At 41.5% G+C, this 23,356-nt stretch carries 14 protein-coding genes; 5 read left to right on the top strand and 9 right to left on the bottom strand.

The genetic code is table 11. The features are described 5' to 3' along the window. From ACWIB3_RS14115 to rlmF, 7 genes are all read right to left on the bottom strand, one after another. Entirely contained in the window at nucleotides 1-1,545 is a 1,545-nt protein-coding gene (locus tag ACWIB3_RS14115; RefSeq protein WP_313261262.1) for a RagB/SusD family nutrient uptake outer membrane protein, read from the bottom strand. 5 nt (nucleotides 1,546-1,550) lie between these two features. Continuing rightward, complete coding sequence (locus ACWIB3_RS14110) at nucleotides 1,551-4,712, bottom strand: SusC/RagA family TonB-linked outer membrane protein (protein WP_185214215.1); 3,162 nt, start codon at nucleotides 4,710-4,712, stop codon at nucleotides 1,551-1,553. 11 nt (nucleotides 4,713-4,723) lie between these two features. Next, the gene (locus ACWIB3_RS14105) at nucleotides 4,724-5,815 is read right to left on the bottom strand and encodes a DUF5007 domain-containing protein (protein WP_185217547.1); all 1,092 of its coding nucleotides are present in this window, start codon (nucleotides 5,813-5,815) and stop codon (nucleotides 4,724-4,726) included. Nucleotides 5,816-5,839: 24 nt separating this feature from the next. Beyond that, nucleotides 5,840-6,940: a fasciclin domain-containing protein gene (locus ACWIB3_RS14100; protein ID WP_185214217.1), complete on the bottom strand. Its 1,101-nt coding sequence runs from the start codon at nucleotides 6,938-6,940 to the stop codon at nucleotides 5,840-5,842. A gap of 11 nt (nucleotides 6,941-6,951) precedes the next feature. Beyond that, nucleotides 6,952-8,457 carry a RagB/SusD family nutrient uptake outer membrane protein gene (locus tag ACWIB3_RS14095; RefSeq protein WP_185217546.1) on the bottom strand — a complete coding sequence of 502 codons (1,506 nt, stop codon included), beginning with the start codon at nucleotides 8,455-8,457 and terminating at the stop codon, nucleotides 6,952-6,954. Between the two features lie 6 nt (nucleotides 8,458-8,463). Continuing rightward, nucleotides 8,464-11,427, bottom strand: a complete 2,964-nt coding sequence (locus ACWIB3_RS14090) for a SusC/RagA family TonB-linked outer membrane protein (protein ID WP_254527972.1) — start codon at nucleotides 11,425-11,427, stop codon at nucleotides 8,464-8,466. A 465-nt stretch (nucleotides 11,428-11,892) separates the two neighbouring features. Beyond that, nucleotides 11,893-12,777 (bottom strand): 23S rRNA (adenine(1618)-N(6))-methyltransferase RlmF, encoded by an 885-nt coding sequence (gene rlmF, locus ACWIB3_RS14085; protein ID WP_254527964.1) that lies wholly within the window; start codon nucleotides 12,775-12,777, stop codon nucleotides 11,893-11,895. Between the two features lie 41 nt (nucleotides 12,778-12,818). Here rlmF and ACWIB3_RS14080 point away from each other — a divergent pair, with 41 nt between their 5' ends. Continuing rightward, on the top strand, nucleotides 12,819-14,417 hold the full coding sequence (locus ACWIB3_RS14080; protein ID WP_454291922.1) for a Na+/H+ antiporter: 1,599 nt from the start codon (nucleotides 12,819-12,821) through the stop codon (nucleotides 14,415-14,417). A gap of 109 nt (nucleotides 14,418-14,526) precedes the next feature. Further along, nucleotides 14,527-15,144 carry a hypothetical protein gene (locus ACWIB3_RS14075; RefSeq protein WP_454291921.1) on the top strand — a complete coding sequence of 206 codons (618 nt, stop codon included), beginning with the start codon at nucleotides 14,527-14,529 and terminating at the stop codon, nucleotides 15,142-15,144. A gap of 15 nt (nucleotides 15,145-15,159) precedes the next feature. Here ACWIB3_RS14075 and ACWIB3_RS14070 read toward each other — a convergent pair whose 3' ends face one another. Continuing rightward, complete coding sequence (locus ACWIB3_RS14070) at nucleotides 15,160-16,023, bottom strand: aminoglycoside 6-adenylyltransferase (protein ID WP_454291920.1); 864 nt, start codon at nucleotides 16,021-16,023, stop codon at nucleotides 15,160-15,162. Between the two features lie 85 nt (nucleotides 16,024-16,108). Further along, nucleotides 16,109-19,783, bottom strand: coding sequence for a phosphoribosylformylglycinamidine synthase (purL, locus tag ACWIB3_RS14065; protein ID WP_454291919.1), 3,675 nt, complete (start codon nucleotides 19,781-19,783; stop codon nucleotides 16,109-16,111). Between the two features lie 170 nt (nucleotides 19,784-19,953). Here purL and ACWIB3_RS14060 point away from each other — a divergent pair, with 170 nt between their 5' ends. Genes ACWIB3_RS14060 through ACWIB3_RS14050 form a run of 3 tightly spaced genes read left to right on the top strand, consistent with a single transcriptional unit; the run spans nucleotide 19,954 to nucleotide 22,467 of the window. After that, nucleotides 19,954-20,901 (top strand): CdaR family protein, encoded by a 948-nt coding sequence (locus ACWIB3_RS14060; RefSeq protein ID WP_185217539.1) that lies wholly within the window; start codon nucleotides 19,954-19,956, stop codon nucleotides 20,899-20,901. A gap of 1 nt (nucleotide 20,902) precedes the next feature. Beyond that, on the top strand, nucleotides 20,903-21,499 hold the full coding sequence (gene coaE, locus ACWIB3_RS14055) for a dephospho-CoA kinase (RefSeq protein WP_313261276.1): 597 nt from the start codon (nucleotides 20,903-20,905) through the stop codon (nucleotides 21,497-21,499). Beyond that, nucleotides 21,499-22,467 (top strand): exonuclease, encoded by a 969-nt coding sequence (locus ACWIB3_RS14050; protein ID WP_454291918.1) that lies wholly within the window; start codon nucleotides 21,499-21,501, stop codon nucleotides 22,465-22,467. The genes coaE and ACWIB3_RS14050 overlap by 1 nt, the downstream gene beginning before the upstream one ends. The last annotated feature ends 889 nt before the right edge of the window (nucleotides 22,468-23,356 follow it).

Raw genomic sequence — 23,356 nt, 5'->3', positions numbered from 1 at the left:
TTATCGTCCAATTGTAGTCCAGTATTCATTTAATTTCATGTACGGGTTGTTGTTCAGGGCCGATGGGTCGATAGGCCAAGTCCAACCACCGCGGTTGTATTGATCCAGTGTAAGCGGGGACATGGTCCACTCGGAGCTTAAGATCCTTCGGGTACGGATAAGGTCAAAATAACGAATGCCTTCACCGATCAATTCCCTTTCTCTTTCTAGGAATATGAAGTTCTTCAGGTCAGCACCACCGCCACCGCCGTAGCGGGCAGCTTGAGCACGATCGCGAACCATGTTCACTGCTGCTATTGCATCTGCATCTTTGCCTAATTCAGCAGAAGCCTCTGCATAAAGTAAGATCGCATCTGCATAACGGAAAATACTAAAGGTATTGTCTGGGTTTTTATCTTCGTTTCCAGAAGCATACACGTTGGTTCCGAATTTCCTTAACACAAATCTTCCATTGTCTGAAGTAATATCTTCAAACCACATTTCTCTTCTCTTATCGGCATCGCCTTCCGGGAAGATCTGGTTCATGTAAGAGGAAATAAAATAACAGTGACTCAACTGGTTGTCAAAGCGAGGGAATTTATATGGCCAACGCAAGAAGTGATCCCAAAATGGAGCTAATGCTTCCACATTGTCGCCATAGTTGATACTCTTGTAGAACTCAAAAAGAGATTCCTCACTTCTACCTTTAGTAACCACTGCCCAGTTCTGATCGGTGAATGGAGCAACCAATTTATGTTGTTTGCTGTCGATCAATTGCTTTCCTAAAGCAGCAGCCTCGGTTAGGTATTTTTGTTTGTTGCCTGGATCGAAGCTAGAATTCCACATGTTCATGTGCATCAATAATGCGATAATGGCACCTTTTGCTGGTCTGGCTCCCCTAAGTCCTGGATCATTCAATGACCAAGGCATTAGATCTTTTTGCGGTGTTAAGTCTGCGATACACTTATTCAATACAGATACCATATTTTCACGAGGAAGTGGTTCCGTATGGTAAGCATCGGTATAATATGGAACATCACCATATAACCTGACCATCCAGAAGTAGGTGAATGAACGGATGAACTTTGCTTCAGCAATGTATCTGCTCTGGTCTGATCCGGTAACTCCAGGGATACCTTCTTCTAATTTTTCAATTAAAATATTGGCACTTTGGATCACTTGATAATACTTTTTCCAATCGGTGATCACATATAATTTATACCAATCGAACTGCGTGGAATACATAGCTGTTGGTAACTGATTTTTGCCCAATGCCTCTACGACCTTACGCTGACTGAAGTTATTGGCACCGTCGGAAACAAATATTTCTCCAGACCTTGCTTCTCCAATGGCACCCATTACCCATGTTTCATTGATCTTTTCAAAGAACTTTGCGTACATAAAGGCCATGTTAGCTTCCACATCCTGTTGAGATAGGTAATAATTGTTACCTGTCAATCGGTCTATGGGTTCTACGGTTAGATATTTATTACAGCTGGAATTACTGAACCCTAAGGCAATCCCAAGTCCAATTACAGCTAATTTATTTTTTATCAATTTTTTCATAGTCATTAGAATGAAAGGTTGAAGCCTAGGGTGTAAGTTCTTGGTACTGGATATCCGTTTGATGCATCGCGGCCTAAGCTCGTTACGTTTTCAGGGTTTGGCCCAGAATACGAAGAGAAGGTGTACACATTGTCCATAGAAGCATAGATACGGAAACGGTCTAGTTTAAATCTCCTCAACAGATCACGATCGAATACATAAGCGAAGATGATGTTGTTGATCTTGAAATAGCTACCGTTTTCTTCCCATAGAGTTTGATCATAACGGAAAGGTTGAACGCTGGCATTTCTAGAGAAGTCGTATGGGTAAGGATACTTGGCAATATCACCGTCCTTCAACCAGATATCTAGGTTTTCAATAGGGACGATGGAATTGGCTCCATTACTTTGACCACCCACCAAATTACCTCCGTAAGGATTATTGTATAGGCTTAGGCGTTGTGCTAAAGCATAGTTCAAAATGGTTCTCTTTGCTGTGTATGAAGCATAGACAGATAACTGGAAGTTTTTGTAATTCAAGGTGTTTTGCATACCACCAGTCCATAATGGTTGTGTATTGCCAGCACGTGCATAGTCACGGTTGTCTAAGATATAATCTCCGTTCCTATCTACATAGATTGGATCTCCAGCTTGGAAGAATGTTCCATCAGCAGTACGATAGCGAAGGCCAGTAGCAGGATCAACTGGTACATCAGCATCTGTCGCATATACACCGATATTTTCTAACAAGTAATTTGATAGGGCTGAGGTACCTACGCGGTTTACCATGTGCAATTTATCTGATTGAGTATCCCATTTGATGGCTTGTCCTCTAAAGGTTGAAGGCAACTGCAACAAGATGTCTTGGTTGTAAGCACCATTGAAGGACAGGGTCCAGTTGAAAGGACTGTTTACAGAAAGAGGACGGAAGTTTAAGGCAATCTCATGTCCATAGTTTGCTAGTCCAGCATCATTGGAATTAAGCTTGTCAAATCCAGAAGTATTGTTCAAGAAAGATTCAAACAAAAGGTTGTCCACTTTCTTGTAATAAGTATCGTAAATAATCTCAATTTTGTTGTTCAGGAAGGTAAGGTCTACCCCTAAGTTATACTGCATGGAGGTAACTGGTAACAAGTTTGGATTTGGAATAAATTCGTAGTTGATACCGATACCATTGATCTGATTATAAAGACCTGAAATATCATATTTACCATAGATACGTTCCAATGTACTGGTTGGCATTACGTTTACACCCCATGTAAAGCGAAGGGATGCAAGATTGATCCATGGAAGGGATTTTATCCATTCTTCATGGTGCGCATTCCAACGAACTCCGACTGCTGGATTCTTGGTATATAGGTTCTTGAAACCATTGGCAGAGGAACCATCCAAACGATAGGATAGATCTAGGATATATTTGCTTTTGTAACTATAGGTAGTCGCTAGGGCAAAGGATAGCGCTTTCTCATTTCTGAAGTTGGACAGAACACCACCACCTCTAGAGAAATAACCATCGAAACCTAAAGGACCTTCGAATTGGTCATTTGGAGTTCTAGCCTGTTTAGTGATGGTATTTTGACGTTGGTTATGTCTTACCTCATTGAACAAGTTGATAAAGATGTTGTGGTCCTCATTGATATCCTTGGTATAGTTCAGGATATTCCTGTTGTATAGGTTTGATTCGCGACCTGCAAATGAATACACTTCTGAGAACTGGCCTGCAGCAGCAGCTGGAGTAAATTTGTCTTCATTGTTAGAAGCGAATTCATAACTCATGGCCGATTGTAATCTTAGTCCTGGAAGGATCTCAAATTTACCTTCCACATATGGACGGATCAATTTGGAACTGTTATCATTTTTGGTTCTAATGGCCGCGATATAATCATTGTCTGCCGAGAAGAATCCTGGAGGAGGCAATAGGGTAGAGTTCATACCACCTGTTGATACCCCTGTTTGAAGGATACCTGTACCATCACCTTTATTCTGTTTACCTAACTGAGCAAATACCTGTCCTGTAAACTCAAAGCGTTTTGTAGGACGGTAATCCATTCTCAAGTTGGCTGAATAACGGTTGAAGCCTGTATTCTTGATTACCCCAGTTTCGCCATAATAACCCAAGTTGGATTTATAGGAAAGGATTTCATTACCACCATCCAAACTCAAGTTGTGGTTTTGGTTGAATGTATTCTGGTAATAAAGGGATTGCCAGTTAGTCGAGTTATTGAAGAATGCATTCAAACTATCTGCAAGCATTGGGGTTTGCATGATCCTGTCAATTTCGGCTTGTGTTCTCGCGTTATTGATAATTTGCCAGATTTTGATTTGGCGTTCTAGATTACCTCCTAAGGTCTCTCTCAATTTTGGTGGAGTCTTCAAGAAGGTACTGTGTGTATAGTTGATTCTAGGCACGGGAGAATTACCACGTTTTGTGGTGATAATGATTACCCCGTAGGCACCTTGAGAACCATAAAGTGACGTTGCTTGGGCATCTTTCAAGATTTCGATGCTCTGTACATCCTCAGGTGGGATCAAGGACAGCGGCGAGATACCCGGCCCTTGTTGTTGTAGACCGAATTCTGAAGCTCTATCGGCATCCATCGGAACCCCATCGATTACATATAGGGGAGATGTAGGCATCAAGATGGACTCGCTACCAGAACCTGTTGTGGAAAGAGTCGATAGACCACGGATTTGGGTAGAGCCCCTAAATCCTGGAGCACCGGTATTTACCTGTACGTTCAGTCCCGGAACCTTACCTTGCATCAATTGCTCAAGGTTGGCAGTAGGGACGTCACGGATGTCCTTTTCTCCAAGGGTGAAAGAAGATCCTGTGGTATTTTCCTTTTTACGGGCCACATATCCACGGACCACGACTTCTTCTACCTGGTCCTGTGTAGAGCTCATCTGAACGGTTAGAGTCGTTTGGTTGGCTCTTACCGTTACTCTTCTTTGATTAAAACCTACAGCTTTAAAAATTAAAGCCGTGTTCGGGGCTACACTCACGCCAAAGTTACCGTTGTCGTCTGTTGCCGTAATAGCCCTATTGGTCGCCGCATTCACTACTGTTACGCCGGCAATACCGTTATTAGACTCATCAACCACTCGACCACGCAGGTTTTGGTTTTGAGCATAAGCAAATTGTAGGCTAAAAATGCTTAAGATTAATATGATTAGTTTCTGTAATTTCATAAGGCTAAGGTTTATTCATCCTCGAATTTTGGGTTCTGATTACGGAAATGGAAAACAATTTCCCAATCTCCCTTTTTATAGATCGCGAAGTTCAGTCCAAATTGACCCACTGTGCGCCCGCCTCCAAATCCCAATCGAGAATAAGAGAATGACACATGTGCCCCGCCCGCATCTGAAAAGTCTGTGCGGTAAGGTGTCAATGGAATCGGATAAGCCACATCATATTGCACATATTCAGGGGTCATCACTTTATTGAATCCATGAACTAAGAAGTCCCATCTGGTTTCATTGAATTTCACGGGATTGATAAACTTACCGTCAGCACCCATGAACTTGAAACGTAAGCTGTTGCCTTTGCCGCCGGAAAATGGACGGATGTAAACTACCACATCTTTTTGGATGTTATTGTTGACCAAAGGCAATTGGGTTCTTTCGCCAATTACATTGTTTAAGAAACTTGGGATGATATAATCCTGTCTGGTGGTATCCTTAGGCCGCAGTGGATCTGGAGCTTTTCCTCCTGTATAGGGATTGATGTCCGTCGATGGAAAATAAGGGATCTCACGCCAAGGGATAAATTGGAAATCCTTGATGATCTGTGTACCGCCTGAGTTCTGAACCTTCAGGTCAAAGAAACGGATATCTTGTGTTTTCAAGACCGTATCGACAGGTCTTGGTTTGATGATCGCATTTGTTGCCCCTGCCCATAAAATCATTCGGCCATTGCTGTCTACTTCGAATGCTGGTTTTTCAACCAATCTTCTCTTTGCCTCAATTTCAGCTAGGGATTTTTCCTTGCCATCATATTCCTGGATCCATTCATAGGTTTGGACTTTGGTAAATAGGTCTGTCACTGGACGACCGTCTCCATACCTAGCATTGACAATTTCAAACTTCATCGGTAGGGTAGAGTTGTCCTCAGATAGGGAGGTAAAGACATTGTTCCTGCCTAGGGTAGGCTCAATGATCTTGATGATATAATTGATGTTTTCGCTTATAAAATCCCTGTCTTCAGGAAGGTCGTACATTTTCGAACATGCAGTAAATAATCCATAACTCCCTATAAAGAGACAGAGCAATCGGATACTATTTTTGATTTTCATTTTTCTTCAATTAAGGTTAATAGATTATTTAGTTCCTTTATTTACGCTCCAGTCGGCCAATTGGAATAGATCTCCAGAACGAACGCGTTGTACATTTAACCTGTAAAACTTGTATGCTTTGGTGTTATTGATCCAGAAGACCCTTTGTTGGAACCTCGATGTAAATTCTTCGCCTGATTTAGAATCCAGTGTTACCCAGTTTTCTCCATCATCAGATGCTGTCAAGGTCCAGTCAATTGGATCCCTTTCAACCGCATCGTTGGCTGAGGTTAGGGTATAGGAGTTAGCTGCAGTTGCTGTGTTTAGTTCTACTTGCATCCAGTTACCACCGAAGCTACCTAACAGGTACTTGGTTTCTGGGTTGCCATCAAACACATATTTTGAAGCTTCAACGGCATTTACACCACCATCGTTTTCGCGTGATACCGAGAATTTACCTCCTACGGTTACAAATAAGTTTGGTGGAGGTGGGATGTAGGTCAATCGGGTCACAAAGTCGTTGAAACCGAAAACATGGTTCGGAGAAACAACGTGGATCATCCCGTTCTTTGCTTCGATGTTGATGGAAGCAGTGGTTGCGGTAATCCAGTTTCTGGTGAACTGACTGTTCTTTGTGTCCGAGTATTCAATGACCTTAGGGCCGCCGCTTTCAAATCCTGATGAGGTCGCTGTGGTTAATTTAGCGTTCATCGTTCTTTTGAATTTGTAGTCATGCAGTTGGATTCCATCTTTCATCATCATGGAATCACTAGGGTAGAAGCCTTTGATCAGGTATTGAGCCATCATGGTATCCAATTGTAGGAGGTCCACATTGGATAAATATTCCAAAGGTTTATCCGATTCTTTGCGGGTATTGTTGAGGTTTTCGATTGCTAATTGAAAGCTCTGGTTGGTTGGTGCAAAGAAGGTGTATTTATCATTAGAAGCGAGCACTGCTTGCATTTTTGTGCGATCCAATACTTTCAGTAGGGAGTCAAAAACGCCGGGCTTACTTTGAAGGTACTCCAAAATAGTACCATCATAAGTCACCTTATTTACCGTCTCGTTGTAATATCCATTGTCTTTGGTGCATCCGCTAACCAAAATCAAGGAGAGTAAACTATAAAATAGATTGTTGACTTTCATGGTTATACGGTTTATTTCCAATATTCATTTTGGGTTAATAATTTGTTCTGGGTCAAGACTTGGGCAGAGATCGGCCAATATTGTCCTTTGGAACGGATCAGATTGCTCAGATCTGAATTGTCATTCTTGATCTTGTACTGTCTGACCATATCGTACCAACGATGCCCTTCACCCATCAGCTCCCGGTTTCTTTCTTGGAAGATCGCATCGATCAAGTCTCCATTTTTCGCTGCTGAATAGTTCGTAAGCCCTCTTCTTTCGCGGATGGTATTCAATAGGTCGATTGCTCCTGCTTGCTCACCAATTACCGCCAATGATTCTGCACGCAATAGGTACATGTCTTCAAGACGGGTGATAATGGTGGCACTGGAATAGAACCTGAACGTTGGGTCTGTTACTCCACCCATGATACATTTCACTTTGCTGAAGATAGGATACTGTCCATTGAAGTTTTTGAAATAAACCTCGGTTACAGGATTTCCTAGGGTATCAGCAGAGAAGCGTTCATCGGTAGATTCATTGAAGATGGAAAGGATCTTGTCTTTGGACATGTACATATCCGGGATACTTTTGTTTACCACGGGCGATGCCAAGGTTAACTCTTCAATGTGCCCTGTAAAGGAACCTTCCACATGGTTGTAGATATGTCCGAAACCTAATAACTGATTCCGGTTTTTATCGTAGAAGAATCCATTTGGATCTGTTAGGTTATTGGTAGGGAGTAAAGTCAAGCTACCTTTCTGTTGATTGTCGATAACAAATTTAGCGTATGCTGCAGCATCAGGGTAATTACTCTGCCAGGCTGCAACATGGGCTAAAATGGCATAAGCTGTAGTTTTACGAGCTAAGGCGCCGTCCCATCTGCTGTTGGATTCGTTGTAGTAATTTCCTTGTTGCTGCGGGTCATTGGAGCTAAAAAGGAACGGAAGATCATCTGCTGCCTTTTGCAATTCCTGTTCTACAAAGGCCAATATCTTGCTCTGATCTTCGCGAGGTTGATCATCAAAAGTACCTTCTTTAGAAGAGACGATCAATGGAACGTCACCCCAAATGCGTACCATATAGAAATAGGCAAAGGCACGTAGGAAACGGGCTTGCGCGATATCCACCACCATATTATTGTTGGTATAGCGTTGGTCATTGTCCTTTACCTCCTGGATTCGTTCTAGGAAGATATTGGCAGCATTCACTACTGCGTACCAACGTCTCCAGCTCTTTAGGTCGTTCATTACACCGAAAGAAGCATTCAGGTCGTGTTTGGCGATAGCTTTCAAGTCTTGGCGGATAGGCACGGAGAACTCTCCGGAACGTACATCGCCATAGATCCAATGTGCATTGTTATCATTCAGGGCGGATTTGGTCAATCCGTAAACTCCCATTAAGGCCGCTCTGGAATCCTCCATGCTAAGCCACATATTTTCTTCTGAAACCAATCGAGTGGAATTGATGTCCAGCATTTTCTTGCAGGACACGAAAACTTGGCTCAATACGATTAAAATGATTAATATTCTTTTCATGATCGGTTACAGTTTAAGTTTGAATCCTAAGGCAAATGTTCTTGGAATCGGAAGGGAATAACCTTGGTCGTAACCCATGTAATTCACCAGTTCTGGATCCCTTCCAGAATATTTGCTGACAGTAAATAAATTGTTGGCAGATAAATAGACATATAAATCTCCCTTTTGGCCTAAACGGTTTCCAACGATATCCCTGAAATTATAGCCTAAGGTTACTGTTCTAAGTTTCAAGAAAGAACCATCCTCAAGGAATAGGGATTGATTGGTTTGGAATGGCGCAACGGATGACCATGGGTTGTAAAGTGGATATTGATCATAATCCCCTCTTTTCTCCCAGTAGGTGATCTCTTTGATGGAATTTATGCTGCTGGCATTCTCATTTTCAATAAAGTTGAAACGGTTTGACATCTCTTGGTTGACAATCTTTCTTCCAAGGTTGAAGTAGAAGTTCAGGTTCAAGTCAAAGTTTTTGTAAGCAACCATATTGTTCCATGAACCGCTAAGCTTAGGGATGATGTTGCCTTGTAGGACTTTATCCTCTTTGCTGATCTGGTTATCCCCATTGGTATCAGACCAAATAGGATCACCAGCTTTCAGGATGATACCATTGTAGGTCATTCGTTGACCCCCTGATTGCGGAACTTCTTGGTCTGTTTGGTACATTCCGTTGTTTTCATATAACCAGAAGGCATCGATTCTCTCACCAACTTTCAATAATCGGTCGTTCACTTCGATTTCATCCAGGTTATTTGGCAATGCCAATAGCTTATTTGTGTTTACGCCTAATACTAACCCGGTGTTCCAGGTGATCTTGTCATTTTGTACTACATTTCCTGAAGCAGTAAGGTCGATACCCATATTGCGGACATCCATTCCAGCTTCATATTGATAGTCATAACCAAAGTCTTTCTTACCTGGCAACATGATCAACTGATCTTTGCTATCGCGAACGTAAGCATCAAGGGAAACTTGGATATCGCGGTTCTTGAAACCTAGGTCAAAGCCTAAGTTCAGGTTATCCGAATAGCTCCAAGGAAGGTCATATCCCACCCAGCCTATATTATATGGACGAACCAATGCCGCAAAACCATTGTATCCCGGAACGATTGCATTACCGGTATAGCCAATTTCTGAAGTATAGCTAGGTCCTTGTCCGTAATTATCATACAGATTATAGTGACCCATCCTGCCTACACTGGCTCTGATATTAAATAGGCTAACGGATTCGTTGTCCTTCATGAAGTCATTCTTCGCATTCCATCCTAAGGCTAGGATAGGAGAGAAGAACCATCTTGTAGTCGGTTGTGCATTTGATGATGCATCGTAACGAAGTGTCAATGCAGCGGTATAGGATTCATTATAGGTATAAGATGCTTTACCGTATAGATTGACCATGTTGTGCTTGGTTCTGTCCAAGAACTTATAGACCAATTGTCTAGGGAAAGCAGTAGGATTTAGATAGTTCCCGTTGTTTGGGTCAGACTCCAATAGGTTAAGTTTGATGAAGTCATTGACACCTTTGTATGCATAGGCATAGTTGTATTTATAGGTATCCCACATCAAGGTGTTCCCAGCTTCGAAATAGAAATAGTTTGCATCGTTTTCTATATCGTAAGAAACTTGGTTGTCCACCAATAAGCGTTGGTTGTAACCATAGTAGTTAGAAGCGAAATTACTTTTCTCCAAGATGGTGCTTGGGTAGAAAAGGTCGCGGTAGCCTTCGTTATAATCAACGGCGAACTTGCTACGGATCTTTAAAGCTCCAACATTTACCTGTAAACGGAAGAATCCTTCCAGGATATTGCTGAAGTTATTGTCAAAGCTCTTGTCGAATTCCTTTAGATAGGAATCATAAACTTCCTTGTTAGGAGCAAGTGGAGCACCTAGGTCAGGAAGATAACCCATCATGGCAAATCTGTTGCGCAAGTTTCTGTTGCGGTCCCTGTTCAATCGCGAAGCATTGAAAAGGGTTTCAAAGTTTAGCCATTTGAAAGGTCTCAGGTTCAAGAAGAAACGAGCATTGTACTTGTCAAATTTAGTGTCATCCGCTACTCCTGAGGTTTTCACATTTCCCAGAGAGAACTGGAAGGTAGCACGAGGCTGACCACCCGAGATATTGGCATTGACACCATGGTTCAGTCCATTGGAATAATAGCTATCAGACCAGTTTGATGGTCCATAGTAATCGTTATTTAAGGAGTCACTTAAATAGATTGGATAGACATCGTCCTGGTTGTATTTACCATTGGTGGTGTAGAGGTCATAAAATTGCTTCCTAAAGGAATTTTCATAGGCACCGTTTATGGTAGTGACGCGAGGGCGTTGAGACATTCCGATATAACTGTTTACCGTTATTCTTTTGTCGCCATCACCTTCAGTCTTCCTCGATGTGATCTCAATGACTCCGTTAGCCCCAAGCGGACCATAGGTTGCAACTGCCGAAAGGTCTTTTAATACCTTGATGCTTTGGATGTTGTCGAAATCAATGTTGCCCAGGAGGTTGTTTTCGGTTCCGATACGTTCGATGTCATAGTTTTGCACATCAAACGCAAAAGGATGTTCTCCGATTAAGGGAACACCATCTAGAACGACCAAGGGTTGGGTATTGTAAATATCCCTATTGCTCAGGATAGGTTTACTGATACCGCGCACGAACATCTGGATATTACTTCCAGGCTCACCGCTTGATTCAGAAACATAGACGCCTGGTAATTCACCTTTGATATACTGCTGCAAACTATTGGCAGTAATCAGCGAATTGGCTTTCATGTTCCGAAGGTTGTTGAACTTAGGTAGGTCCAGTTCATAAAGTGGCTTTAACTCCGCCAAGGTATCGACTGTAGGAATAGAATCCGTTTCGGTTGTGTCCTGCAGGGATAGGTTGGCAAAATCAACGTTATGACTATGCGCATGCCCCACGGACATAGACATAAAAATCAATAACGATTTAAACTTCCATAATACACTCATATTTGTAGTGCTGTTTATAGGTTAGTAAAATAGTAGATACTAGTAGGTTTCGGATAGCAAATCCAGAAGGGAGCTATTCGGTCAGTAAAAGGGAAATAGAAGGCTTTGCTTTAAATCCGTTAACTGCTCATAAAGTTTAAATGCAATTTTTTTTGGTTCATAATTTAAAGTTTTTGGGTAATAGGATTCCAGTACAGCAATGGTTAATTGTGTTTAGTTTGGGTAAAAATTAAACAAGATTTCCTTTAATTAGCCGGAAAATAAATTGCAGGTTGTTGTAAGTAAAAATAAGTTCATAAAGTGACTGTTAGTATTAGTTTTGTTAATGGTTAAGACTAATTTATAAATTAAAAACGTTTTAGCAAATTTTTTTTAAAAAAATAAAGATTCCTGTCCAAATCTGCTTTAACGTTAAAGTGGATTTAGATCTATTGTAACATAGAAAAGTTAAACTAAACTTTGGTCTTATTTATTCAACTGCCAAGAAAGAATTCTGTTTATCTTGTTGCCTTGATTCATTTGTGTCACTTTTACCCCCTCTGTTTTGTGATATTCGAGGATAGCTTTTAACGGCTTCAGGTTGTCTTTATCTGAAACTAGAACTGAACATATACCAATTTGATCTCTTAGGTCAAAGCTTTCATAGATCATGTTGCTAATGAACTTCTTTTCACCACCTGGGAACCAAAGCTCATTCGAAAGACCTTGGAAATTGGTTTTCGTGCTTTCAGCTTCCTGATGGAGCTTCTGGTTTTTCTTCAGAACCGTTTGCCTATAGTCTTCACGCGATTTGTAGAATGGGGGATTACAAAGTACTGCGTCGAAATATTCATTGGGTTGAATAATTCCTTTGAGGATATGGTCACTGTTTTCTTGCTGTCTTATCTTGATTCCTTTTTTCAGATAAGGATTGTCATTCAGGATCTTGTGGGCATGCTGTATGGAAGGGATATGGGTATCGGATGCCACAAAATTCCAATGGTATTCCAAGAAGCCTAGAATAGGGTAAATAAGACTAGAGCCAGTGCCAATATCCAGCACATTGACTTTCTTAGGGTTTTTAGGCTGGATGAGGTCAGCTAAATAATGGATATAATTCAATCTACCCGGAATGGAAGGGCAGAGGCTGCCGTTCAATAGGTCCCAGTTGTTGATCTTGTATTCCGATTCCAATAAAGCTTTGTTCAAAAGGAAAACAGATTCAGGATCTCTGAAGTCTAGGGATTGACGGCCATCAGGAAGTACAACGATGTGTTTCTTCAATTGGTGAACATGTTTGATCAGTTTCTTGAAGTCATAATCCTGATTGAACTTATTGCGCGGGTGTAGATTTTTTGAGTTTTTTTCCATTATTTTTACTGTGCACAAAGATATCTATTAATTAAGATAATATGATCGAATCCAATATATTATTGGTCATGATTCTCTTTTTTTTCATGTCCATGTTATTTGTAGTTTCTCAGCGGTTCAAGATATCCTATCCTATCTTGTTGGTAATCGGTGGATTAGCGATTTCCTTGATCCCAGGGTTACCCGAGTTCAGTATAAACCCCGATGTGGTGTTTTTGGTTTTCCTGCCGCCTCTATTATTTGAAGCAGCATGGTATACCTCATGGAATAGTTTCTGGAGTAACCGTAGGTCTATCCTGACCATGGGCTTCGGACTTGTCTTTGTTACTTCCATAGCTGTTGCATATTTATCTGTCAATTTAATTCCGGGATTTACGCTTGCATTAGGATTCCTATTAGGCGGTATTATTTCTCCTCCCGATGCTGTTGCGGCAACTTCTGTCCTCAAGGGAGTGAGCATGCCAAAGCGTGGGGTCACTTTGTTGGAAGGAGAGAGCTTGGTCAATGATGCAGCTTCCCTAACGGTATTCAGGATGGCTTTGGCGGTCATTATGACCGGAGCTTTTACCATGCAGGAAGCAGTGGTTGGATTTTTTTTACTCGCCGTTATGGGAGTATTCGTGGGACTGGTCATCGCCAATATCCTATTCTATTTCTTGAAATACATTGCCAAAGCATCCAGCATAACTACTCCGATCACCCTGATCGCGCCCTACATAATGTACATCGTTGCGGAGCACTTCGAATGGTCAGGTGTATTGGCCGTGGTTTCCGGCGGATTGTTCCTTTCCTATCGATCCAAAGACTATATGGATTATAATACCCGGATCCAGACGCGTGAGGTATGGGAAACCGTCGGATTCCTATTGAATGGTTTTGTGTTTATTTTGATTGGCTTGGAACTTCCCATTATCATTGATGGTATAGAAAGCGTATCCACCTCTTGGGCGATTGAAATAGCACTGATCATCACTTTGGTAATCATTGTAATCCGAATCGCATATATTTATATCGTCAATTATGTTCCCCGGATATTTCCTAAGGTCCGTAAGAAAGAACCATCACCAGGATGGAAAATGCCATTGATCTTAGGTTGGGCTGGAATGCGCGGTGTGGTATCCTTAGCCTCTGCCTTGGCGATTCCGATCTATGCTTCCAGTGGCCAGCATTTCCCGCACCGTAACCTGATCCTATTCATCACCTTCGTGGTCATTTTGATAACCTTGGTCGTGCAAGGTTTGAGTCTGCCATGGCTGATCAAGTTGGTCAACCTCGATGGCAAGTCATCAGAGATCCCAGAAGAGGCACAGATCGAGGCCATCAGATATCGATTAGTGAAGGAAGAAATGGAATTGCTGAAAACTAAATATGCTAAGGAGCTTGAAGAAAGCAATACCGTCAAAGCAATTAATCTATCCTTAAAACGAAGCTTGGAATCTACAGCCACCAACCTGAACAGCGAGTCGAAAATCAAGATTGCGAATGAAAGGGGGCTGTATAAGCAGGTGATGCAGGATCTGATCAATGTGAGGAGGGATGTAATCTATACCTTGGTCAGCGAAAAGAATTATGACGAATCTATATTGAAGTCCTTGGAACATAATCTCGATTTAGAGGAATCCAGGTTGAATAGGAGATAAAAGAAGAAAAGGATTTTTACCCTGTTGGATAGAATTTCCTTTTTATCCATCGTTTACTTTATGCAATCCAGTTTACTTTTTCATCATATCAATACAAAAGGTAAGGATTATGAAAAGGTTCGGGATTTATACATTGCTAATCATATTGATGGTGGCATGTAGGCAGAAAAAGGAAACAAATAATATCTCAGGGAAAGAGTTCTTAGAAAGCGTATTTCCGATTTATTCCCCAATTGGAGCTGAATTCTCCAAGGTTGTGGATGCGGTGGTTGAATTTGATACAGCAAGGTATGTTCTTGATAAAAATTTAGATCTTAAATTCTACGATCCTAAGTTTGGGAGAGGATACTACAATTCCAGCTTAGGCAGCGAATTTGATATGAAGTCTCAGCTATCTGTTCTTAAGTTGGCATCCGAGAAACTATCCAGTGACATAAAAGATTTCAATGCCTATCAAACCCAATTATTGGATACTGAAGATTACCCCAACTATACCAAGTTGTCCAAAATCTTGAAACCAATACAGAACGGCAAACATAACAATTTGGCATACCTCATTGAATTCTATTCTTTCGAAAAGCCTCTGTTCACTGCTGATAAGAAAAAAGCTTTGATCCACACCTATTACCACTGTGGAATAATGTGCGGGCATGGTTTTGTATACTTTCTCGAATTGATTGATGGAAAATGGAAAGTTATAGGCTATGACTACTCTTATGATACATAAGGGTAGTTATTTGCACTATTTTTTTGGATTATGGATGTTGAAAAACTCTTTTGTAGCATTAGCTTTATCCAGATCATAGAAGTATCCTTGGACCTTTGAAACAGCTTGAGCCATCCTATCAAAGATATCGATCAATTTGCCGCAGGCTATCCAGTTTTCTTCCATATCCGCCCCGGCAAAAGTTGCTTCCAATTCTTCCCATTCCGCTGTGTTCAGGTATTTCTTGAACAGTCGACCATACTTATTCGTTGTCACGTCCCATTGATTTTTGCTGCCTATATACCATTCGATCATAGGAATAAAATATTCAACCCGAATGATCTTTTCAACCATAAACTTGAGGTAGAACAAGTCCCCACGGACCAGACATTTCGGAAGATAGGTCACATCCCAAAAGAAATCCGCAACGATCTTTTGGAATTCTTCTTCAGTAGGTTCTTTGATAATACTGACCTCATAGGTCGGATGCTGTAAACCTTTGCAAAGACCCTCCTTATCGATCAAGATTTCATAACCGATATCCCAATCCTCAGGAAGTTCATCAGCCAATACTTCAGCTTTAAATTGCTCCACACTATAGATCTTGAAATCAACTTTTACCCCATCCCAATATTGCACCATCTTCATGGCATGCTTCCCGTCAAAGGCTTCAATTCCTTCCTCGTAAACATTCAGGGGATCTCCAAAAAGTTTAATCCAATCCTTAGATTCCAGATAGGGTGCAGGATTAAGGAAAACAAGTTCGATATCCAAGTCAGAGAATTCATCAACAGGAGCCAAGGGGTTGACCAAGGAGCTCGTCAGCAATGCTCCTCGAATGTCTTCATTGCTTCTGGTCCAAGCCTTGATTGCTGCAAATTTTTCATCTCTTGCTTTCATGGGTAATTCCTCAGATTTTAAGATAACAAAAAAATCCCAATGCTGAAGGCATCGGGATTTTTCTTAACTATTACGTTATTCCAACTTATTTGCTTTGGTTGTCAATCCATTTACGGGCATTAACGAAAGCTTCTAACCAAGGAGAAACCTCATCTTTGCGACCATCAGGATAGTTTGCCCAGTTCCATTGGAAAACTGAACGTTCGATGTGTGGCATGGTTACCAAGTGGCGACCTGTTTTGTCACTCATCATTGCCGTATTGAAATCCGATCCGTTTGGATTGTGTGGATATTGATCGTAAGCATATTTCGCTACGATGTTATATTGATCCTCTTGGTTTGGCAAATTGAATTTTCCTTCACCATGAGAGATCCAAACACCTAATGTTGAACCCGCAAGGGTAGACAACATGACCGAGTTGTTTTCCTGTATCTTCACCGACACAAAATTTGATTCGTGTTTTTGGGAAGTGTTATGCAGCATCTTACCGTGAACCTCATGCTCTGGGTTGATCAATTCCAACTCCATGAACAACTGACATCCATTACAGATACCCACAGAAAGGGTGTCAGGACGTGCAAAGAAGTTTTCAAGAGCAGTCTTAGCCTTTTCATTGTAAAGGAAAGCACCTGCCCAACCTTTTGCCGAACCCAAAACGTCAGAGTTCGAGAAACCTCCCACAGCACCGATGAACTGGATGTCTTCCAATGTTTCGCGACCTGAGATCAAGTCCGTCATGTGAACATCCTTCACATCAAATCCTGCAAGGAACATCGCATTCGCCATCTCTCTTTCCGAGTTTGATCCTTTTTCACGGATGATCGCTGCCTTAGGACGAGCTTTGCTTCCGTCAATCACTGGTTTTTTACCATCAAATTGAGCAGGGAAGTTATATCTCAAAGGCTGATTTTTATAGTTCTTGAAACGCTCGTCAGCAGTTCCGTTTTTCGATTGCTTTTGATCCAATAAGTACGAAGTCTTGAACCAAGTATCTCTGGTTTCAGCCACATCAAAGCTGAATGAATCCGTATTGTTTTTGATGCTCACGGAAGTACCGTTGATCGCCTTACCGATTTTGAAAGCTTCAACACCCGCTTCAGCCAATGCTTTTTCAAATGCCGCATCTTCTTTCGCCTGTAGTACCAGACCGATGTTTTCATTGAACAATGCTTTTACACTGTCTGCTTCGTTCAAGCTTGAAAGATCGTATTCAGCAGCTAAATCCACATCTGCAAAACATAGTTCCAATAAAGAAGTAATTAAACCACCAGAACCGATGTCATGACCTGCAGCTACCTGACCTTTGTTGATCAATTCCTGAACCGCATTAAATGCTTTCTTGAAGTAGTGTGCATCCTGAATGGTCGGAACATCCGAACCAATTTTGTTCAATACCTGAGCGAATGTAGAGCCTCCAAGTTTGAAGCTATCCTGAGAAAGGTTGATATAATAGATAGAACCAGCGTTTTTCTTCAATACAGGCTCCACTACTTTGTTGATGTCGGTACAGTTACCACCAGCAGAAATAATAACCGTTCCAGGAGCGATTACGTGCTCACCATTCGGATATTTCTGTTTCATGGAAAGTGAATCCTTTCCAGTAGGGATATTGATACCTAATTCGATTGCAAAGTCAGAACATCCCTGTACCGCTTGGTACAATCTTGCATCTTCACCTTCGTTGTTACAAGCCCACATCCAGTTTGCCGAAAGGGAAACACCATTCAGGCCATTATAGATAGGAGCGAAGACCAAGTTAGAAAGCGCTTCACCGATAGCATTTCTCGATCCAGCAACTGGATCAACCAAAGCTACCAAAGGTGCATGTCCAACTGTCGTAGCGATACCCTCTTTAGATTTATAATCCAAGGCCATTACCCCAACGTTGTTCAATGGCAATTGCAAAGGTCCGGCACATTGCTGTTTCGCAACACGGCCACCCACACAACGGTCCACCTTATTGGTCAACCAATCTTTAGCAGCAACTGCTTCCAATTGAAGGACTTGGTTTAGGTAATTAGGAACCTCGTTTACAGTATACTCTAGGTCAGCATAATTGCGCTGTACCTTTTTATCGTTCATGATTGTTTTAGGCGAAGAACCAAAGAAATCCTCTAGGGCATAATCCATAGGTTTCTCACCAGTTTTCTTTGATTCGAAAGTAAAGCGATGATCAGCAGTCACATCACCAACAGTGTACATTGGCGAGCGCTCGCGGTCAGCAACCGTCTTCAATTTCTCGATATCCTCATCTGCAATCACCAAGCCCATACGTTCTTGAGATTCATTACCGATGATTTCTTTAGCAGAAAGGGTAGGGTCTCCAACCGGAAGCTTATCCAAGTCGATCAGACCACCTGAATTTTCCACCAATTCAGAAAGACAGTTCAAGTGTCCACCGGCACCATGGTCATGGATGGAAACGATAGGGTTTATATCACTTTCCACAAAAGCTCGGATAGCATTGGCAGCACGCTTTTGCATCTCTGGATTAGAACGTTGGATGGCGTTCAATTCAATACCTGAACCGAATGCACCTGTATCCGCTGAGGATACCGCTGCACCACCCATACCGATGCGGTAGTTCTCACCACCTAGGATCACAATCTTATCTCCAGCTTGTGGCTCATGTTTCTTGGCCTGGTTCAACTTGCCATAACCGATACCACCAGCTTGCATGATTACTTTATCATACCCCAACTTACGACCATCCTCTTCATGTTCAAAAGTAAGGACAGAACCCGTGATCAATGGTTGGCCGAATTTATTTCCAAAATCAGAAGCACCATTGGATGCCTTGATCAAGATGTCCATTGGCGTTTGGTACAACCATTTTCTTTCTTCCATTGCTTTTTCCCATGGGCGGTCATTCAACAGACGTGAATAGGCTGTCATGTAGATTGCCGTTCCAGCAAGCGGAAGTGCACCTTGACCACCAGCTAGACGGTCACGGATCTCACCACCCGAACCTGTTGCGGCTCCTGCGAATGGCTCAACCGTAGTTGGGAAGTTATGGGTTTCAGCTTTCAATGAAATAACCGAATCGAAATCCTTCTCTTCATAGAAATCTGGTTTGTCTGCTGTTTTAGGAGCAAACTGCGTTACTTTAGGACCTTTGATAAAGGCCACATTATCTTTATAGGCAGAAACAATCTCATTCGGATTGGTCTCTGAAGTTTTCTTGATTAATTTAAATAGGGATGTAGGCTGTTCCTCACCATCGATCACGAAAGTACCGTTGAAGATCTTGTGACGACAGTGTTCAGAGTTCGCTTGTGAGAAAGCGAAAACCTCAGAATCCGTCAGCTTACGGTCAATCTTCTCAGCTAGCTTGTTTAGATATTCTACTTCTTCAGGGCTCAATGCCAAGCCTTCCGACTGGTTGTAAGCCTCGATGTCATCGATCTCCAAAATTGGTTCAGGGCTGATGTTGATGGTAAACATATCCTGAGTCAAGGCACTGAACTTTTGGGAAATCATCGGATCGAAATCCTTGAAATCTTCCGTAACCTTTTGAAACTCTTCGATACGAATAATCCCGCTGATTCCCATGTTCTGGGTAATCTCTACGGCGTTGGTGCTCCAAGGAGTTACCATAGCGGCTCTCGGACCTACATAGTAGTCGTTAAGCGTTTGTTCGTCGAGTTTTTTAGAGTTGCCGAAAAGCCAGTTTAGTTTGGAGATATCTTCAGTAGATAAATCATTTTGGGTTTGAACAGCATAAACTGTGTTCAATGGGTTCACGAAGAAATGAATCATTATTAAAGTGAATTTGAACGTCCTTCAATTATTCTGCAAAGTTACGTAATATTTTAAGAATAAACCGGCTGAAAATGGCATCTTTTTGCTAAGGATTCCGCTTTTTGAGCCGGATAGCTCATGCTACTGTCAAAATGTGATTTTTGCTCACAAAATATTACATTTGTAGAATGGCTTTAAGGCGGATTAACAAAGTGCAACGTCGAAAATTATCCATTTTCCTGCGTTGTATCATCATTTCATTTTTAGCTTGGACCTTGTTTGCAATTTCCAGTGATTATACCTTCACCAAAAAGGCGAGCATGTCCTATGTTAATTTGCCTGAAAACAAAGCTTTCCATCCCCTTCAATCAGATACGGTAACCGTCAAGATCAAGATGTCCGGCTGGAAGGTATTCATGGAACGCTTGCACCCCGATACCGCAAAAATTCAGGTCGACCTTTCAGGGCTTAAATCACGGAACTTTATCGTCTTTGGTAACCAGATCGGTTTCATCAATAGGCAGTTCCCTACGGATAAGCAGGTCGTTGCCGTTTCGCCTGACACCCTTTACTTCGATTTCTCGAAACAGACCCAGCGTAAGGTTCCGGTCAAAGCCGTAGAAAGCCTGACTTTCCAAAGGCAATACGGCGTGATCGGCGAAACCCGCACCAACCCCGAATATGTTACCATTACGGGCCCATTGGAAGATGTGGCCAGCATTGAATACCTGGAGACCGATACCATCAAGGGCAAAGATGTCAATACCGATGTGCGTACCGTCGCTTATTTGAATAAGCAGCAAAGAACTAACATTACAATCTATCCGACCTTTGCAGAAGTGATCGTACCGGTCGGAGAGATTACGGAGAAGGTGATCGAACTGCCGATCAAAGTGGAGAACAGCAAGGGCTATACTTCGGTTCGCGTATTGCCGAGTAAGGTTCGCGCAACCATTTTGTTGGCTGTAAAAGATTATAATAAATATACTTCTAGGGATTTTGAGGCGGTGGTGGATCTGGATGCCTGGAAAGACCATAAGGTTTCCAGCTTACCGGTCATCATTACCAAAATGCCTGATTATGTCAAGGTATTGAGCGTAGAACCTCAGAATGTTGATTTTTTTGTAAGGAGATAATATGGGTTTAAAAATCGGGATTACAGGAGGCATAGGCGTCGGAAAGAGCGTAGTGACCAAGATATTCAAGGTCTTGGGCATACCGACCTATGATGCCGATAGGGAAGCCAAGGATATCATGGTCAAGAACGATGCGGTCCGTCAATCCCTGATGCAAACTTTCGGCAAAGAGGTCTATTTTGAGGACGGTAGCCTCAATAGGGAATGGCTCGGTAAAAGGGTCTTTGGCGATGCCGAAGAACTGAAAAAACTGAATGCCATCGTTCACCCTGCCGTGATCAAGGATGGCGAAGATTGGGCAGCAGCCCAGACTTCCATATATAGTGTCAAAGAAGCTGCACTCTTATTTGAAAGCGGATCCTATAAAGCTTTGGATTTCACCATCCTGGTGGTTTCACCATTGGAACTCCGGATCGAAAGGGTGATGCAGCGCGATAAAGTGGACAGAGAAGAGGTGCTGAGAAGGATAAATAAACAGATGCCCGAAGAGGAAAAGGAAAAGCTAAGCGATTGCATCGTTTATAACGATGATGAGCATAGCCTGATTGAGCAGGTGATGGAACTGCATCAGAAATTTATTCAAGGAAAAACAAGCTAATGCAGATTATTGAAGACTTTCTAGTAAAAAGAGATAAAGGATATTATTGTTCTTATGGCGATTTCTATATAGACCCCCTATATCCGGTCAAACATGCCGTCGTTTCGCATGCCCATGGTGACCATGCGTCCCCTGGCCATAGAAATATCTATTGTACTGTGGGAACTGCCGCCATTATGCAGTACCGCTACCCAAAACAAGCTTTGGATTCTTATCATGTCAAGAGATTTTCTGAATTTTTTCAGATCAATGGCGTCGATATCTATCTATATCCCGCTGGTCATATCCTTGGCAGCGCACAGATCATGATGATCTATAAAGGCGTGAGGTACCTGTATACCGGCGACTATAAGTTGCAGGAAGACCGTACCTGCGAATCTATTCAGATCGTAGAGGCAGAAGTTTTGATTACCGAAACGACTTTCGCCAATCCAGAAACCAAACATCCAGATCCTGTTTCCGAGATCATGAAACTGGATGTCAGGAGCAATATCCTCTTGGGCTGTTATTCCCTGGGTAAAGCCCAGCGTATTACCGCCCTGCTCAATGAACATCTCCCGCAGAAAGAGGTGTTATTGCACTATCAGATCATGCCTATCCATCGCATCTATGATCAATTTATTGATGTACCCTTGAAATACGAGCAGTACAACAGAAAATCCATGAAAGAAGCCGGCGACAACAAGATCTATCTGGTACCACCACTGACCTTCAACAGTTATCGTAGGGCAAAGAATGTGCTTAAGGCATTTGCTTCGGGATGGGAGCGCTTGCAGGCTCAGAACGATATCAGCCTATTTCTGTCCGACCATGTGGACTGGAATGATATCCTATATTTTGTGGGTAAGGTAAAGCCAAAAGCTATCTGGACTTTGCACGGAGATGGTAGGGCCTTGCATGCTCATTTTTCAGAAGAAATTGCAATTCGAGATATACACAGTCAAACATTTATTCCAGATTATTGTTGATAGGATTGGTAAACAATTTAGATCAACTTATGAACAAATTCTTTAGAGCACTAATTGCAGGCTGGGGCGCCAAGAAAATGGGCCTCGGATGTTTTGGAACCATAGTGGTATTTATCATAATCTATTATTTGCTCGGCTATTTGTAGGAGCAAGGTAGAACTTTGAAAATCAATCAAAAAAATATGGCTAGATGCGGAATATCTAGCCATTTTTCTGTTTAACAATAATAGCCAGGACGGCTTATATAAGAAATTGTGTAGGGAACACATGATTTCCACTTTTAATATAATTCTTGAATCTCTCTGTTTTTCTACTGCAATTAATAGTTGTCGGTATTAAGGTTTATATTGAAATCCCAATTGTTAGAATTCCAAATCTCTGTTTTCCGAATATATTGTATAAAAGCCAATAAATGAATACCTAATGCTAGGTATTTTACGTAATCGCGTTTTTAAAATGTTAACTTATTGAGTATTAATATTATAAAATTAATAAAAGCTGTTGGGGATTATTGAAATTATGGAAATAAACGTGCTTTGTAACGGGATGTAAGGAGAAATACGGGTAGGGATAGGTTTAAAAATATAGGTTTTTTGGCTTTTTATAATGTATTGATTTGTGGTAAATTTATGAAAATGAGAAAGTTAAAATCTTAAATGGTGGTGTGTTTTCTTTGAGTGGGATGAAAATAAGATATAAGGCCAATCTTTCATTTTTGTATTTTTTTATTATTAGATTAGTGAATAATGATTTTGGTGTTATTCTGAGTATCTTGGAAAGCAATCACTTGATTTACCTGTTGTAAGATGTAATTCCTATAAACTTTAATTCATAATTCGATTGATAATTTTTTATCTAGTGATAGTATTAATGTCTTATTAAATGTATG

It is taken from the genome of Sphingobacterium sp. NPDC055431 (genome assembly GCF_053644255.1).
The sequence above is the reverse complement of the archived record's forward strand: the minus strand, read 5'-3'. Positions and strand labels throughout refer to the sequence as shown.

Bases quoted from the DNA above. Each gene is read 5' to 3' on its own strand.
- ACWIB3_RS14115 (WP_313261262.1), bottom strand. From the start codon at position 1,545: ATGAAAAAATTGATAAAAAATAAATTAGCTGTAATTGGACTTGGGATT.
- ACWIB3_RS14110 (WP_185214215.1), bottom strand. From the start codon at position 4,712: ATGAAATTACAGAAACTAATCATATTAATCTTAAGCATTTTTAGCCTA.
- ACWIB3_RS14105 (WP_185217547.1), bottom strand. From the start codon at position 5,815: ATGAAAATCAAAAATAGTATCCGATTGCTCTGTCTCTTTATAGGGAGT.
- ACWIB3_RS14100 (WP_185214217.1), bottom strand. From the start codon at position 6,940: ATGAAAGTCAACAATCTATTTTATAGTTTACTCTCCTTGATTTTGGTT.
- ACWIB3_RS14095 (WP_185217546.1), bottom strand. From the start codon at position 8,457: ATGAAAAGAATATTAATCATTTTAATCGTATTGAGCCAAGTTTTCGTG.
- ACWIB3_RS14090 (WP_254527972.1), bottom strand. From the start codon at position 11,427: ATGAGTGTATTATGGAAGTTTAAATCGTTATTGATTTTTATGTCTATG.
- rlmF (WP_254527964.1), bottom strand. From the start codon at position 12,777: ATGGAAAAAAACTCAAAAAATCTACACCCGCGCAATAAGTTCAATCAG.
- ACWIB3_RS14080 (WP_454291922.1), top strand. From the start codon at position 12,819: ATGATCGAATCCAATATATTATTGGTCATGATTCTCTTTTTTTTCATG.
- ACWIB3_RS14075 (WP_454291921.1), top strand. From the start codon at position 14,527: ATGAAAAGGTTCGGGATTTATACATTGCTAATCATATTGATGGTGGCA.
- ACWIB3_RS14070 (WP_454291920.1), bottom strand. From the start codon at position 16,023: ATGAAAGCAAGAGATGAAAAATTTGCAGCAATCAAGGCTTGGACCAGA.
- purL (WP_454291919.1), bottom strand. From the start codon at position 19,783: ATGATTCATTTCTTCGTGAACCCATTGAACACAGTTTATGCTGTTCAA.
- ACWIB3_RS14060 (WP_185217539.1), top strand. From the start codon at position 19,954: ATGGCTTTAAGGCGGATTAACAAAGTGCAACGTCGAAAATTATCCATT.
- coaE (WP_313261276.1), top strand. From the start codon at position 20,903: ATGGGTTTAAAAATCGGGATTACAGGAGGCATAGGCGTCGGAAAGAGC.
- ACWIB3_RS14050 (WP_454291918.1), top strand. From the start codon at position 21,499: ATGCAGATTATTGAAGACTTTCTAGTAAAAAGAGATAAAGGATATTAT.